At 59.3% G+C, this 15,058-nt stretch carries 14 protein-coding genes; 3 read left to right on the top strand and 11 right to left on the bottom strand.

All coding sequences use genetic code 11. The annotated features are described in order from the left end of the window. Positions 1-11: 11 nt before the first annotated feature. The 5 genes from QZ869_RS16535 to QZ869_RS16515 all read right to left on the bottom strand — a co-directional run bounded on the left by QZ869_RS16535 (position 12) and on the right by QZ869_RS16515 (position 5,987). A complete protein-coding gene (locus QZ869_RS16535) occupies positions 12-890 on the bottom strand; it encodes a F0F1 ATP synthase subunit gamma (RefSeq protein WP_296020384.1) in 879 nt (292 codons plus the stop codon). A gap of 27 nt (positions 891-917) precedes the next feature. After that, a complete protein-coding gene (atpA, locus tag QZ869_RS16530; protein WP_296020386.1) occupies positions 918-2,447 on the bottom strand; it encodes a F0F1 ATP synthase subunit alpha in 1,530 nt (509 codons plus the stop codon). Continuing rightward, positions 2,447-3,013: a F0F1 ATP synthase subunit delta gene (locus QZ869_RS16525; protein WP_296098834.1), complete on the bottom strand. Its 567-nt coding sequence runs from the start codon at positions 3,011-3,013 to the stop codon at positions 2,447-2,449. The genes atpA and QZ869_RS16525 overlap by 1 nt, the downstream gene beginning before the upstream one ends. A 261-nt stretch (positions 3,014-3,274) precedes the next feature. Further along, entirely contained in the window at positions 3,275-3,661 is a 387-nt protein-coding gene (locus QZ869_RS16520; RefSeq protein WP_296037749.1) for a DUF4345 domain-containing protein, read from the bottom strand. A gap of 82 nt (positions 3,662-3,743) precedes the next feature. Next, on the bottom strand, positions 3,744-5,987 hold the full coding sequence (locus QZ869_RS16515; RefSeq protein ID WP_296105978.1) for a primosomal protein N': 2,244 nt from the start codon (positions 5,985-5,987) through the stop codon (positions 3,744-3,746). 179 nt (positions 5,988-6,166) lie between these two features. Here QZ869_RS16515 and QZ869_RS16510 point away from each other — a divergent pair, with 179 nt between their 5' ends. Together QZ869_RS16510 and QZ869_RS16505 are read left to right on the top strand one after the other, a co-directional pair. Beyond that, positions 6,167-7,102 carry a tyrosine recombinase XerC gene (locus QZ869_RS16510; protein ID WP_296105975.1) on the top strand — a complete coding sequence of 312 codons (936 nt, stop codon included), beginning with the start codon at positions 6,167-6,169 and terminating at the stop codon, positions 7,100-7,102. A gap of 91 nt (positions 7,103-7,193) precedes the next feature. Beyond that, on the top strand, positions 7,194-8,291 hold the full coding sequence (locus QZ869_RS16505; protein ID WP_296105974.1) for a TraB/GumN family protein: 1,098 nt from the start codon (positions 7,194-7,196) through the stop codon (positions 8,289-8,291). On the opposite strand, the gene QZ869_RS16500 is transcribed toward QZ869_RS16505, so the two are convergent. Continuing rightward, the gene (locus QZ869_RS16500) at positions 8,288-8,752 is read right to left on the bottom strand and encodes a DUF2867 domain-containing protein (RefSeq protein ID WP_296105973.1); all 465 of its coding nucleotides are present in this window, start codon (positions 8,750-8,752) and stop codon (positions 8,288-8,290) included. The genes QZ869_RS16505 and QZ869_RS16500 overlap by 4 nt on opposite strands. 270 nt (positions 8,753-9,022) lie before the next feature. Between QZ869_RS16500 and QZ869_RS16495 the strand changes: the two genes are divergently transcribed. Further along, entirely contained in the window at positions 9,023-11,020 is a 1,998-nt protein-coding gene (locus QZ869_RS16495) for a BCCT family transporter (RefSeq protein ID WP_296081299.1), read from the top strand. A gap of 73 nt (positions 11,021-11,093) precedes the next feature. Here QZ869_RS16495 and QZ869_RS16490 read toward each other — a convergent pair whose 3' ends face one another. From QZ869_RS16490 to QZ869_RS16470, 5 genes are all read right to left on the bottom strand, one after another. Next, positions 11,094-11,588 carry a cytochrome b/b6 domain-containing protein gene (locus QZ869_RS16490; protein ID WP_296020404.1) on the bottom strand — a complete coding sequence of 165 codons (495 nt, stop codon included), beginning with the start codon at positions 11,586-11,588 and terminating at the stop codon, positions 11,094-11,096. A gap of 134 nt (positions 11,589-11,722) precedes the next feature. Next, entirely contained in the window at positions 11,723-13,129 is a 1,407-nt protein-coding gene (gene lpdA / locus QZ869_RS16485) for a dihydrolipoyl dehydrogenase (protein WP_296105971.1), read from the bottom strand. A 24-nt stretch (positions 13,130-13,153) separates the two neighbouring features. Continuing rightward, a complete protein-coding gene (locus tag QZ869_RS16480; protein ID WP_296105969.1) occupies positions 13,154-13,906 on the bottom strand; it encodes an SDR family oxidoreductase in 753 nt (250 codons plus the stop codon). A gap of 32 nt (positions 13,907-13,938) precedes the next feature. Continuing rightward, on the bottom strand, positions 13,939-14,577 hold the full coding sequence (locus tag QZ869_RS16475) for a LysE family translocator (RefSeq protein WP_296105968.1): 639 nt from the start codon (positions 14,575-14,577) through the stop codon (positions 13,939-13,941). A 13-nt stretch (positions 14,578-14,590) separates the two neighbouring features. Beyond that, positions 14,591-15,004, bottom strand: coding sequence for an MAPEG family protein (locus QZ869_RS16470; protein ID WP_296020412.1), 414 nt, complete (start codon positions 15,002-15,004; stop codon positions 14,591-14,593). Positions 15,005-15,058 lie beyond the last annotated feature (54 nt).

Below are 15,058 nucleotides of genomic sequence, written 5' to 3'. Positions count from 1 at the left end.
CTTTCCTTACCTCAGAGCGCTTCCGCGCCCGAAATGATTTCGATGAGTTCCTTGGTGATCTGAGCCTGACGCTGACGGTTGTAGGACAGCGTCAACTTGTGGATCATTTCACCGGCATTGCGGGTTGCGTTGTCCATCGCGCTCATCTTGGCGCCCATTTCGCCAGCCACGTTTTCCAGCAGTGCGCGGAAAACCTGGACGGAAATGTTGCGCGGAATGAGGTCTTCCAGAATGGAGGCCGCATCCGGCTCGTATTCGTAGATCGCCGTATTGTTGGTCGCTGCCTGCTCGGTGGCTGGAACAGCAGCCGGGATCAACTGAAGGCCGGTCGGGATCTGGCTGATCACGGACTTGAATTCCGAGTAGATCAGCGTGCAGACATCGAACTCGCCGGCATTGAAACGGGCAATGATGTTCTTGGCGATCATATCGGCATTGGCAAAGCCCACCCGCTTCACGTCACGCAGTTCGATGCGCTCGATGATGTTGGATGAGAATTCGCGACGCAGGCTGTCGTAGCCCTTCTTGCCGACGGTGATGATCTTGACCGTCTTACCCTGCGCCATCAGCTTGCGGGCATGATCGCGGGCAAAACGGGAAATCTGTGAGTTGAAACCGCCGCACAGACCGCGCTCCGCCGTGCAGACGACGAGCAGATGCACGTCGTCCTTGCCGGTTCCGGTCATCAGCGCCGGAGCGACATCGGCTTCCACCGCCTGAGCGATGTTGGCCAGCACGGCGCTCATGCGCTGCGAATATGGGCGGGCGGCCTCCGCAGCTTCCTGGGCGCGCCGAAGCTTCGCCGCGGCGACCATTTTCATCGCCTTGGTTATCTTCTGCGTCGCCTTTACGGAGGCAATGCGGTTTTTCAGATCCTTTAGTGAAGGCATCCGTTATCCGTCCCAGTCAGAGCCTAATCAGGAGAAAGACTTGGCGAAGTTATCGAGAGCAGCCTTGAGCTTGCCCTTGGTATCGTCGCTGATAGCCTTTTCCGTGCGGATGGTGTCGAGGATCGCCTTGCCTTCGGAACGAAGGTAGGACAGCAGACCCTGTTCGAACTTGCCGACCTGGTTTACCGCGACCTTGTCGAGGTAGCCATTGACGCCAGCGAAGATCACCGCAACCTGCTCTTCCGTCTTGAGCGGAGAGAACTGCGGCTGCTTCAGAAGTTCGGTCAGACGCGCACCACGGTTCAGCAGGCGCTGCGTGGAGGCATCGAGGTCCGAACCGAACTGGGCGAATGCTGCCATTTCGCGATACTGGGCGAGTTCACCCTTGATCGAGCCGGCAACCTGCTTCATGGCCTTGATCTGAGCGGCAGAACCAACGCGCGAAACGGACAGACCGACGTTAACAGCCGGACGGATACCCTGGTAGAACAGGTCGGTTTCGAGGAAGATCTGGCCGTCGGTGATCGAGATCACGTTGGTCGGAATAAAGGCGGAAACGTCGTTACCCTGGGTTTCGATGACCGGCAGAGCCGTCAGCGAGCCAGCACCCATTTCGTCGCTCATCTTTGCAGCGCGCTCGAGGAGACGCGAGTGCAGATAGAAAACGTCGCCAGGGTAAGCTTCGCGGCCCGGAGGACGACGCAGAAGAAGCGACATCTGACGGTAGGCAACAGCCTGCTTGGACAGGTCGTCATAGCCGATCAGGGCATGCTTGCCGTTGTCACGGAAGTATTCGCCCATGGCGCAGCCGGCAAACGGTGCCAGGAACTGCATCGGAGCAGCGTCCGAAGCGGTTGCCGCGATGACGATGGAATACTGCAGAGCGCCACGCTCTTCCAGAACCTTGACGAACTGGGCAACAGTCGAACGCTTCTGGCCGACGGCGACGTAGACGCAGTACAGCTTGTCGTTGTCCGGACCGTTGTCGTGGATCGGCTTCTGGTTCAGGAACGTGTCGAGAATGATGGCGGTCTTGCCGGTCTGGCGGTCGCCGATGACGAGCTCGCGCTGGCCACGGCCAACCGGGATCAGAGCGTCGATAGCCTTGAGGCCGGTCGACATCGGCTCATGAACCGACTTGCGCGGAATGATGCCAGGAGCCTTGACGTCGACGCGGCGGCGTTCCGTCGCGTTGATCGGGCCCTTGCCGTCGATCGGGTTGCCGAGAGCGTCGACGACGCGGCCGAGCAGCTCAGGACCGACAGGAACGTCAACGATTGCGCCTGTGCGCTTGACGGTGTCGCCTTCCTTGATGTCACGGTCGGAACCGAAAATAACCACACCGACATTGTCGGCTTCAAGGTTCAGCGCCATGCCGCGAATGCCGCCGGGGAACTCGACCATTTCACCAGCCTGAACATTGTCGAGGCCGTAAACGCGAGCAATACCGTCACCAACGGACAGAACCTGGCCGACTTCGGAGACTTCCGCCTCGTTGCCGAAATTTTTGATTTGATCTTTCAGAATTGCGGAAATTTCCGCGGCGCGGATATCCATCAGCCAACCTCTTTCAGTGCAAGCTTAAGGGTGGAAAGTTTGGTGCGAAGAGACGTATCGATCTGGCGTGAACCGACCTTGACGATGAGACCGCCGAGGATGGAAGGATCGACCGTAAGAGCGATCGCCACGTCCTTGCCGGTCACACTCTTCAGCGCCGCTTTCAGTTCAGTTTCCTGCGCTTCGTCGAGCGCATGCGCCGAAGTAACTTCGGCAACAATTTCGCCGCGGTGAGCAGCAGCAATAGTGCGGTAGGAGGCAATCATGCCGGGAACGGCGAACAGGCGGCGGTTATTGGCCACGACCTTGAGGAAATTGGCAGCAAGACCGGAAATGCCAGCTTTTTCAGCGATGGCCGAAATAGCCTTCGACTGATCTTCCGAAGAGAAGACCGGGCTCGCAACCAGACGCTTCAAGTCGTCGCTTTCATCGAGCAAGGCTTGGAACCTGTCGAGATCGGCGCTGACTGCCTCAACAACACCCGCTTCCAAGGCAAGCTCGAAAAGCGAAGACGCATACCTTTCCGCTACACCGGATGTTCCATGGGAGGTATCTGCCACGGGCAATTTTTCCCTGCTATTCATCCAAGAAAACGCAGCCGAGAGATCGGCTTCGTCAAATTCTTGAATTCGTTTCAATTTCCCCGAAAAAGGCTGGAATTCCCCCCTGCCTTATCTCGATTTCGCGGTCCGTCTAGCATAGGACGCCGGGACTCGCAACACGCGTAATAGCGGAAACCTTCTTTTGAACAAGGGGTAATGCGGTTTAATTTTCCCAATGACGCGCTTGTGACGCTACCAGCGGGAGGAAATGCTTTGAAGCCGATGTTAAACGAGGCCGAAAACATACATCAGCGGGAAAGCAGCAAGAACAACATGCACAACCATAAGTAATAAATTGCGAAGCGTTGCGCCTCCATCCGACAGGATGGAAAGCAGCGCGCCGAAGACCGCAAGTGCGAAAGCCGCGCCAAATGCCAGATAGACCATGGGCTGGGCGAGCAGAAGCGCGGACACACCCAGGCCGAGATAAAGTCCGGCAAGCGAGGAGCGGATCAACACCAGACCATCGCGGCGTTCGCCCGTCACCTGAAGCCCGAAAAGACGGAAGGTGATCATCGGCGCAAACATCACCAGCAGGCCTATCAGCGACGACAACACCGCTGCCCCGAAAGCGAGCTGTTCACCCAGCTCTGTCGGAAAGTAAAACTCCATTGATCATCCCCAAATTGCGAATCCCTCGGGCCGCCTTATGCCACGGCGGGAGCGAGGCCGAAAGATGGTCGTGCCACAGCCCTTACAGGAAGCTTTGCGGATCGATATCGGTCTGCACGTGGATGGAGCCGCGCTCCTTCGGGCCATTGGTGATCATCGCCCGCAGGAAGGACTGCATGTCGGAATTGCGCTTGCCATGGACCAGAAGCCGGAAGCGATGGCGTCCACGGATCAAGGCGAGTGGCGCTTCCGCCGGACCGAGCAGCATGATGCCCGGCGCTTGCGGAGCCGAGGCGCGAAGCGCTCGCGCATGGGTTTCCGCTTCCGCCCGGCTATCGGCGGACACGATGATGGAGGCCAGACGCCCAAAGGGCGGCAAGAGCGCCTTTTCGCGCTCGATGATTTCGCGCTCATAGAATGCTTCCGCATCACCCGACACGATCGCCTGCATCACCGGATGTTGCGGCTGGTAGGTCTGCAATAGACCATGGCTCTTGCGCCCGGTTCGACCGGCACGGCCCGTCACCTGCGACAAGAGCTGGAAGGTGCGCTCGGCTGCGCGCGGATCACCATTGGCAAGCCCTAGATCGGCGTCGACAATGCCGACCAGCGTCATCAGCGGGAAGTTATGCCCTTTGGCGACGAGCTGAGTGCCGATGACGATATCCGCCTCGCCCTTGACAATCGCTTCGAGTTCCAGCCGCAGGCGCTTCACGCCCATCAGGTCGGAGGACAGTACGATCGTGCGGGCTTCTGGAAAATGCTTCTCGACCTCTTCAGCAATACGCTCCACCCCTGGACCGCAGGCGGCCAGATGGTCGAAGGTGCCGCATTCCGGGCAATGATCCGGCGTCGGCTCGCTGTGTCCACATTGATGGCATTGCAGCTGACTGCGGAACCGGTGCTCCACCAGCCAGCTTGAACATTGCGGGCACTGGAAGCGATGACCGCACACACGGCAGAGCGTCAGCGGCGCATAACCACGACGGTTGAGGAAGAGCAGCGCCTGCTCTCCCTTCGCGATGGTCTTGGCAATACCGCGCAACAGGACGGGCGAGAGAAAGCCCCCACGTTCGGGCGGGTGACGGCGCATATCGACCAGATGCAGATCGGGCATGGCCGCATCGCCGAAGCGCGTGTGCAGATGAATGGTGTTGTAGCGACCGGAATTGCCGTTCACCTGGCTTTCCACCGAAGGCGTGGCGGACACCAGCACGATCGGGAAATCACCGATGCGCGCGCGCACCACCGCCATGTCACGCGCATTATAGAAGACGCGGTCTTCCTGCTTGTAGGCTGGGTCGTGCTCTTCATCGACGATGATGAGGCCGAGATTGTCGAAGGGCAGGAAGAGTGCAGAACGCGCTCCCGCCACGACCCGGACCTCGCCCGTCACCGCCTGGCGCCAAACTCTCTCGCGCATGCGCGGCGAAATATCGGAATGCCATTCTGCCGGACGCGAGCCGAAGCGATCCTCGAAGCGATCGAGGAAGGCGGCGGTCAGCGCGATTTCTGGCAACAGGATCAGCACCTGCTTGCCTTGGCGCAGGGTCTCGGCAACCGCCTCGAAATAGACTTCCGTCTTGCCGGAGCCCGTCACGCCATCGATCAGCGACACGGCAAAGCCGCCTTTGCGCACGTCCTCCAGAATTTCGGATGCGGCCTGCTTCTGCGGACCTTCCAGTCGCGAGGGCGCATATTCCGGATCGGGCTCTGCCACCACGGGAGGTGCCGACAGAAAGATGGTTTCGAACACGCCCTGCTTGGCGAGCCCCTCGACGACACTGGTGGAGACACCCGCGACATGGGCAAGCCCGCTGCGCGTCCAGCCGTGACCTTCACCGGCAAGTTCGATTACCCGCTCGCGGGCGGGGGTGAGCCGTTCAGGCCGGGCTTCGGTCAGCCGCAATCCTTCGACCATCGGCTCCGGATCGAAGGCGGCGGGCGCACGCAATGCCATCTTCGCCACCAGCCCCGGCGGCGAGAGCGTATAGGATGCCACCCAATCGATGAAGCGGCGCATCTCTTCGCGAAGCGGCGGGCAGTCGAAGGTTTTCGTGATCGGGCGAAGCTTCTTCGGGTCGACGGGCGGCCCGTCGCTTTTGTCCCACACCACGCCGATGACCTGTCGCGGACCGAGCGGCACCTGCACGATGGAGCCGGGCTCCACCACCATATCCTCCGGCACGCCATAGCTATAGGGCCCCGGCGCCGGCATAGGCACCAGAACGGGAACGGCAACGGTTGGCGAAGCGTCACCCGGTTTCATGCCGCCGGATGCAGGGCCAAATAAAGCGCCAAAAAGATCGGTCGAATCGTCTGCCATGGTTGCGGCGACATTGTCCTTTAGGAAACGAAAAGGGAACCTCTATAGCATCGGCAGGAAAATCGGAACGGTTTTCGAACACGCAACTGGGCAAAGGTCTCACGCCGTTATCGAGCCTTTAACCAAATACTGACCGCATAAGCCTATGATGGATACCCAATCGAAACGGGATGCACGACGTGGACGAAATTCTCACTTTTGCCGATCCGGAGCTTCTGGAAAAGCGCCGGAAATGGCTGGCCGGTCTGGAAGACGAGCGCCGTTTGTCGCGCCACACGCTCGATGCCTATGAGCGCGACACGCGCCAGTTCCTGATCTTCATGACCGGCTATAACGGCCATCCCGCCCGCATCAAGGATATCAAAAATCTCCGCGCCACCGATCTGCGCGCGTTTCTGGCTGGGCGGCGCAAAGAGGGCACAGGCGCACGTTCGCTCGGGCGCAATCTGGCGGGTCTACGCTCCCTCTTGCGCTTTCTGGAGAAGACCGGGCTGGTCAATGCCGCAGGTGCCACCGCCATGCGCGCGCCCAAACAGCCAAAGTCGCTGCCCAAACCGCTGACAGATGGTCAGGCGCTGAGGATTACCACCCAAGAGGGGCAACTGGCAGAGGAGCCGTGGATTGCCGCGCGCAACGCGGCAGTGCTGGCACTGCTTTATGGCTGCGGTCTTCGTATCTCCGAAGCACTCGATCTCAGGCCCTCCGACTTTCCGGCAGGCGCCAGGAGTCTTCGCGTCATCGGCAAGGGCAAGAAGATGCGGCTCGTGCCGCTGCTGCCCGTGGTGCTGGAAGCGGTGGAGGCCTATCGCAAGCTCTGCCCCTATGCGCTCTCAAACGAAGAGCCGATCTTTCTCGGCGCACGCGGCGGCAAGCTCCAGCCAGCCATCATCCAGCGCGAAATGCAAAAGATGCGCAGCGCCTTCAACCTGCCGGATAACGCCACGCCGCATGCGCTGCGCCATTCCTTCGCCACCCATCTTCTGGCAGGCGGCGGCGATCTCCGCACCATTCAGGAACTCCTCGGCCACGCCAGCCTGTCGACGACGCAGATCTATACCGGTGTCGATACGGCACGCCTGCTGGACATTTACGACAAGGCCCACCCAAGGGCTTGAGACCTTGTTAACACATTGGAAACCATGAGCATTAACCGTCCGTGCAAATCCCCTCCCCTATAAGCCATAACACGCAGACGGAGGTGATTCGATGACCGTTCTCTTGCGGCCGCAAGGCCTGACAGCACTCTTGATGGGCCGGTTCGGCAACGCACTTCTGTGGCTACTTGCCGCCCTGCACGTGGCTGCGCTTTCCATTCTGCTCATGACGCTCTTTACCATATCGGAAGCGGGCGCCGCCGAAAATGGCGACGTGACCTGTGGCGGCAAGGATATTCTTGTCGACATGCAAAAGACCGATCCGGCTGCCTATGCCGCGATCGTTGCCGAGGCGGAAAAGACGCCGAACGGCAGAGGCACTCTCTGGAAGATTGAGAAGGAAGGCAAGCAACCTTCCTGGCTTCTCGGCACCATGCATCTTGCGGATTCGCGCGTAGTTGCGATGCCCAAGGGCGCGAAGGAAGCCTTCTCGAATGCCCAGACAGTCATCGTCGAATCCGATGAGATCACAGACGAAAAGAAGGCTACCGGCTCACTGCTTGCCAAGCCTGAACTCACAATGTTTCTCGATGGCAAGTCGATCACCGATATGTTGCCCAAGGAGGATGTGGCAAAGCTTGAACGCGGTCTAAAGGAGCGCGGCATACCGCTGAATGCGGTGATGAAGATGAAGCCATGGATCCTGTCCAGCTTCGTTGCCCTGCCCGCCTGCGAACTGGCCCGCAAGGCAAAGGGTGCCGAATTTCTCGACATGAAGCTTGCCAATGACGCTTTGAAACAAGGCAAGCATCTCGTCGGGCTGGAAACGGTGGCGGAGCAATTGACCGCCATGTCCGAGTTGCCCATGACATTTCATGTGCAGTCGCTGATCGAGATGCTGGACATGGGTGACAAGATGGAGGACCTCATGGCCACCATGATCGACCTTTATCTAAAGGGCGAGATCGCCACGATCACGCCGATGATGAAAAGCATCGACCCCACAAAGGACAAAAACTCCGATGACGGTTACGCCGCTTTCGAACAACGGCTGATCACCGACCGTAACCACGTGATGGCGGATCGCGCCGAACACTACCTCGATGAAGGCGGCGTGTTCATGGCCGTCGGCGCGCTTCACCTGCCGGGCAATGAGGGCGTGATCGAACTGCTGCGGAAAAAGGGCTTTACGCTGAGCCCGGCAAACTAACGGTTTTCCGTAAGCAAGACCGGATGAATTTGCGTGCAAAAGGGTCGCATTGTCGCCGGCACGATGCGACGGTGAAACGGCCCGACGGCGAGAAGGTACATCCGGCCGAACAGGTTCTTGCGTCGAACCAGAGTTGTCACGCGGACCAAAGTGCCGCCTGTCCTTTCTTCGAAATCCACTACGATCCTGAAATCCAGATGGCGGTCGTCGAAACCAAGCACCGTCCGCTCCGGTGAAGACGAGATGACAGGAAAGCCACCGGCTGGCTCGCCTGCCGCCAGCGCCACCGTTTTCAAACCGAAGACTGCGACGATGGTGTTGCGGAGCGCCATCAACCCGCTGATCCAAGCCGGCGGATGATCGAGAAGACGCCGAGCGACATCGAGCGAGTGCGGCCTCAGATCGTCTACCTTCCCCTCGAAGCAATCGCGCCAATCCGCGCCCGGCAATATGTTGCTCAAATCTCTCGTCACCAACGCTTCGCCTTCCACCTCGGTTTCCCCAAGAGGGACTATGGTCCTTTTCGTAAGGCGCGAATACGCGACAATCCGACGCTGCTGCGACTTCGGCAGCTTCGGCTTCAGCGTGTATTAGAGGCCGCGTACGAAAACGGACATGCATACGCAACTATTTGGCGCGCAATACATTTGCGGCATGGGCGCGTTTAGCGTGGGGCATGCGCGCCCGCGCAATAGGTATTTGATCACGTTATCGATTGAGAGGGAAAACAGATGGGCGAGGAACAAGCGTCTGAAGACACGAAGCCTATGGGATTGATGGAAGGCGTCAATAAACCCGTATTTTTCTGGTCGGCCGGTTTGACCGCCATCTTCGTGCTGGCCGGCGTCATCTGGCCTCAGGGCTCCGCTTCCGTCTTCAGTGCGGTACAGTCATGGATTGTTACTGAACTCGGTTGGGTCTACCTGCTGTCGGTCGCGATCTTTCTGATCTTCATGCTCTATCTTGGCTGTTCCAGCTATGGCCGCATCAAGCTCGGTCCGAACCATGCGGAGCCGGACTACAGTTATAGCGCATGGTTCTCCATGCTGTTTGCAGCCGGCATGGGCATCGGTCTGGTCTTCTTCGGCGTTGCCGAGCCAATCAAGCATTTCACCGCACCGCCGATCGGCGACCCAGAGACGGTCGAAGCGGCGAGAACCGCGATGGAAATCAGCTATTTCCATTGGGGCCTGCATGCCTGGGCCGTTTACGCGGTTATCGGCCTGTCGCTTGCCTACTTCTCCTTCCGCCATGGTCTTCCACTCACCATGCGCTCGGCGCTCTATCCTCTGATCGGAGACCGCATCTACGGTCCGATTGGAAACGCCGTCGATATCTTTGCCGTTATTGGTACGTTGTTCGGCGTCGCGACATCGCTTGGACTTGGTGTGCTTCAGGTCAATGCCGGCTTCAACCACGTGCTCGGCTGGTCGATCTCGTTTTGGGTGCAGCTACCGCTCATCGTCATCATCACCGCGATGGCGACCGTCTCCGTGGCGACAGGCCTCGACAAGGGCATCAAGTTTCTGTCCAACATGAACATGTTGATGGCCGTCGCGCTGATGCTCTTCGTCTTTGTCATGGGGCCGACGACCTTCCTGATGCGCGCCTTCGTCCAGAATCTAGGCGCCTATCTCGATCACTTCGTCATGCGCACCTTTTACATGTACGCCTATTCGCCGGATGAGGGTCCAAGCAAATGGCTCGGCAACTGGACGCTGTTCTACTGGGGCTGGTGGATTGCCTGGTCGCCCTTCGTCGGCATGTTCATCGCGCGCATCTCGCGGGGTCGCACCATCCGTGAATTCATCGCCGGTGTTCTTATCGTGCCGGCTGGCTTCAGCTTCGCCTGGATGACCGTCTTTGGCGATACGGCCCTGTCGCTCCACCTGACGGGCGCCACCACTGCCGTCTCCGAGGCCGTGTCGAAGGATGTATCGCTGGCGCTCTTCGTGCTTCTGGAACAGTTTCCGCTTGGACTTTACGTGTCCTGGTTCGCAATGGCGCTGATCGTCTTCTTCTTCGTCACAGGGGCGGATTCGGCAGCACTCGTCATCGATACGCTGACATCGGGCGGACGTGAAGACGGACCAGTGGCGCGCCGTGTTTTCTGGGCCATCATATCCGGTGTCATCGGCGCGATCCTGCTCTACGCGGGCGGCCTCGACGCCTTGCAAACGGCCTCCATAGCAGGCGCCCTACCCTTCACCTTCGTCATGCTGTTGATGTGCTGGGGCCTGTGGAAGGGTCTGAGACGCGAGGGTGCGCGCCAGAACGCGTTGGTCCAAAACCTGCGACCGCGCAACGCGGTCTCCTGGCAGCGACAGTTGCAGGGCATTCTGCATCATCCGTCAAAGGCAGAAGGCGAACGCTTCATGAGCGGCATCGCCACCGAGGCGCTACGCGCCGTGGCGACCGAACTGGAAAAACGTTCACTGGTCACGACACTTGGCGAAGAGCCGGGCAAGCTGAAGCTTACGGTAGCGCCTGGTGAGCCGGAGGAATTCGTCTATGGCGTGCGCATGCGCCGCTACGAGACCCCGGGCTATAGCTTCTTCGAAAGCCAGAGCAACCGCCGACGCGCCGAATATTACTACCGTGCCGAGGTCTTCCTCCTCGATGGCGGCCAGGATTACGACGTCATGGAGTTCTCAAAGGACGAACTGATCCAGGATGTGCTGGAACAGTATGAGCGCCACTTCCAGTACCTCCACGCCATTCGCGCGTAGCTTGGTCTTGTAGAAACCCCGAGGGGCAGGTCGCGATCAAGTAGCCCGCCCCTCGTCTCATTTGCCCGACGCTTCAGGCCATGCGGCGCAGCAGGTTGGTACGCCAGAGGAACTGGTGAACCAGCACGCCCAGAATGTGCAAGCCGATCAGTGCCCACAGCAGAATCTTGATCGGTCCGCCATGCAGCTCTCCTGCAATGTCATTGCCGAAGTAATATTTGCCGATGCCGCTGAGAGGCATGGCCAGGAAGATTGCGTAGAAAGCCCAGTGGGTAACCTTGGCGACCAGCTTTGCGATTGGCGGCTCGTCGGCAGGCGCCGCAGGCACCCCTTGCACCACCCGAAGACAGAGACGCACAAGACAGAGCACCAGAATGGCGATTCCGACATAGGCATGGATATTGGCTGAGAAAATATCGTCCGGCGTGATCGGCTCGCCGCGGCGCATCAACCGGTTCCAGTGTTCCATGCCATCGGAAAAGATGAGGTTGAAGAAGATGAGCAGCGCCATCATCCAGTGGAGCGCTTTCTGCGGAATGCTGTAGCCGGTGACGGACGTTGAACCCATGGACTATCCCTCTCGATGGAGTTGTTCGAAAGGCCACAATAAAAGCCGCATCCTGAAGAACAAGATGCGGCTTTCAAGCTTACCGAAATAGAATGTTCGGCCCGCCTCACCTGCGAGAGAGCCGAACGCGCCGATTACATGTGGATCGGCTTGAAGAAGGTTGCGAGTGCCGCTTCCTTCACCGCTTCCGACATGGTCGGATGCGCATGGCAGGTACGACCCAGATCTTCGGACGAACCGCTGAATTCCATCAGAACCGAGATTTCCTGGATCAGTTCGCCAGCGCCAAATCCGAGGATGTGGCCGCCAAGAACGCGATCGGTTTCCTTGTCTGCGAGGATCTTGACGAAGCCGTCGGTGACCTGCATGGCGCGTGCGCGGCCATTGGCGGTGAAGGGGAACTTGCCGACCTTGTAGGCGATGCCTGCGGCCTTCAGTTCTTCTTCGGTCTTGCCGACGGAGGCAACTTCCGGCTGGGTGTAGACCACGCCCGGAATGACGTCGTAATTGACGTGGCCGTGCTGACCGGCAAGGATTTCGGCGAGTGCCACGCCTTCATCTTCTGCTTTGTGCGCCAGCATCGGGCCCTTGACCACGTCGCCAATGGCGTAGATGCCGGCAACATTGGTCTTGTAGTGACCGTCGATTTCAACGCGACCGCGGCTGTCGAGCGCAACACCGGCTTCGGCAAGGCCAAGACCGTCGGTGTAGGGCTTGCGACCGGTGGAGATCAGAACAACATCGGCTTCCAGCGTTTCAGCCGCACCGCCCTTGACCGGCTCGAACGTGACCTTGGCGCCTGCGCCGGTCTTTTCGACCGCCGTTACCTTGGCGCCAAGCTTGAAGTCGATGCCCTGTTTGGCAAACAAACGCTGCGCCTGCTTGGACAGTTCGCCATCCATGCTACCGAGAATGTTGTCGAGATATTCGACGACGGTGACCTTGGCGCCGAGACGCTGCCAGACGGAACCGAGTTCGAGACCGATCACACCGCCACCAACGACGATGAGCTTTTCCGGAACCTTCGGCAACGCAATCGCGCCGGTGGAGGAGACAATGATCTGCTCGTCAAGATCGACCTGAACGCCTGGGATGCCAGCGACATCCGAACCCGTGGCAATCACGATGTTCTTGGTTTCCAGTTCCTGCACCGAGCCATCTTCGGCGGTGACGGACACCTTGCCGGCGGACACGACCTTGCCGGTGCCCTGGAAGGCATCGATCTTGTTCTTCTTGAAGAGGAAGGCCACGCCATCGACATTGGCTTTCACCACGCCGTCCTTGTGCCCCATCATCTTCTCAAGATTGAGCGTCGGTGCTGCAACTTCGATGCCGAGGCTATCCATGCCATGGGCAACATGGGCGAACATTTCCGATGCATGCAGCAGTGCCTTGGAAGGAATGCAACCAACATTCAGGCAGGTGCCGCCATAGGTGGCGCGCTTCTCGACAACGGCGACCTTGAGACCGAGCTGTGCGGCCTTGACGGCGCAAACATAACCACCAGGGCCGGTACCGATAACAACTACATCATAAGCCATTGGATTTCCTTTATTGTTGGGCAGCTATCTGCCGCCGCTCACATTCAATATGGCGCCCGTCACATAGGACGCCTCGGGCGAAAGAAGATAGAGGATCGCGTCCGCGATCTCCTGAGCTGTACCGGGTCTTTGCATCGGCACGATGGGGGCCAGATCCGTTGCACGGTTCGGCAGCCCACCCGATGCATGGATGTCGGTATCGATGATGCCGGGGCGGATCGCGTTGACGCGGATACCCTCCGCGGCGACTTCCCGTGACAGACCAATGGTGAACGTGTCCACCGCCCCCTTGGACGCGGCATAGTCCACATACTGGCCGGCACTTCCAAGCACTGCAGCCATCGACGAAATGTTGACGATCGAGCCGCCGCGCCCACCATGCTTTGTGGACATGCGGAGGACGGCTTCGGAGGCACAGCGGATCTTGCCGATGACGTTGATCGCAAACATCCGGTCGAGCCGCTCGCGCGAATACTCATCGACGCGGGCCGTCTGGTCGACGACGCCGGCATTGTTGACCAGGCCGTCGATGCGACCGAAGCGGCTATCCAATGCGGCAAAGATCGAGGCGATGCCCTCTTCAGTCCCAGTGTCGCCCTGCACGATATGGGCAGTGCCGCCATCGCGGGCAACGTAATCGGCCACGCTTTGTGCCGCCGCTTCGTTGGTGGCGTAATTGATGAGCACGCGCCATCCGCGGTTGGCGGCGAGACGCGCGGTGGCCGCACCAATACCACGGCTGCCACCCGTCACGAGAAGAACCGGACCTTCAGTCATCAGCGCCTACCCTGCCGTGTCGCAACTGCATGTCAGGCCGCTTTTTCGGTTGCGAGCTTGATGCCAAGCGCAATGAAGACCACGCCGCTGGTACGGTCGATCCACTGGCTGGCGCGGGCAAAGGCTGAGCGCATGCGCGGCGTCGTCATGAAGAGGCTGACGCCGACGAACCATGCGATGAGGCAGCTTGCCATGACGATGCCGTAGCCGAACTTGATCATGACCGGCTTGTGGGCATGCACCACGGTGGAGAAGATGGACAGGAAGAAGAAGACCGGCTTCGGGTTCAGCGCATTGGCGGCAAAGCCAAGCGTGAAGGATTTGAGAGCGGACTGACGCTTATGCGCCACCGCGTTCTCCGAAACCTCCGGCAGTTCCATCTTGCCAGCGCGCAGGGCCTTGATGCCGATATAGATGAGGTAAGCGACGCCGAGCCACTTGACGATATTGAAGAGATAGATCGACTGCGAGATGATCAGGCCAAGACCGAGGATCGTGTAGGTGACGTGAAACATCAGCGACGTGCCGATACCGAAGCTGGTTATGATGGCCTCGCGGCGCCCATGTACCATGGCCTGACGCATGACCATGGCGAGGTCAGCGCCGGGGGAGACGATCGCGAATGCAAAAATGGCCATCAGGGATGCAAGTTCGACGACATACTGGTGCATGATTTGACCGCCTTCAGAACATCAATACGAAGAACATCAGCAGCAAGCCGATCATCGATCCGACCCAGATGAGGGACCGGATATAAGGTATGCCCATCAGATAGAGCGGGATGTAGATGATGCGGCACACCAACCAGATCCATGCGCCGATCAAAGCAAAACCGGACGGGTCGCCCGCCATGATCACGCCGAAAGCGAGAGCGATGAAGGCCGGATAGGTCTCGCGAAAATTAGCCGAAGCGCGCTTGGCGCGACCGGCAAGCTTGCCCTTGGCCTGGCGCTCATCATCACGCGGACCGGCATTCCACTCGCGCCCAAGCTCCTTGGTCGCGATTAGCGCCTGCAACATCACATGGATCACGAGGATCATGACGCTCAAGCCGATAACCGGCAGAAAGGGCGAAGCGGCGAGGAATGTCGGTTGCAAGGGATGCTCCTTATAGGAATTCAGCGGGATTTCACTTGAAACCCCGCTGAAACG

Origin of the sequence: uncultured Agrobacterium sp., assembly GCF_913777885.1 — a bacterium.
GTDB lineage: Bacteria > Pseudomonadota > Alphaproteobacteria > Rhizobiales > Rhizobiaceae > Agrobacterium.
Note: the sequence above shows the minus strand (reverse complement) of the source record. Positions and strands in the feature narration are given on the sequence as shown.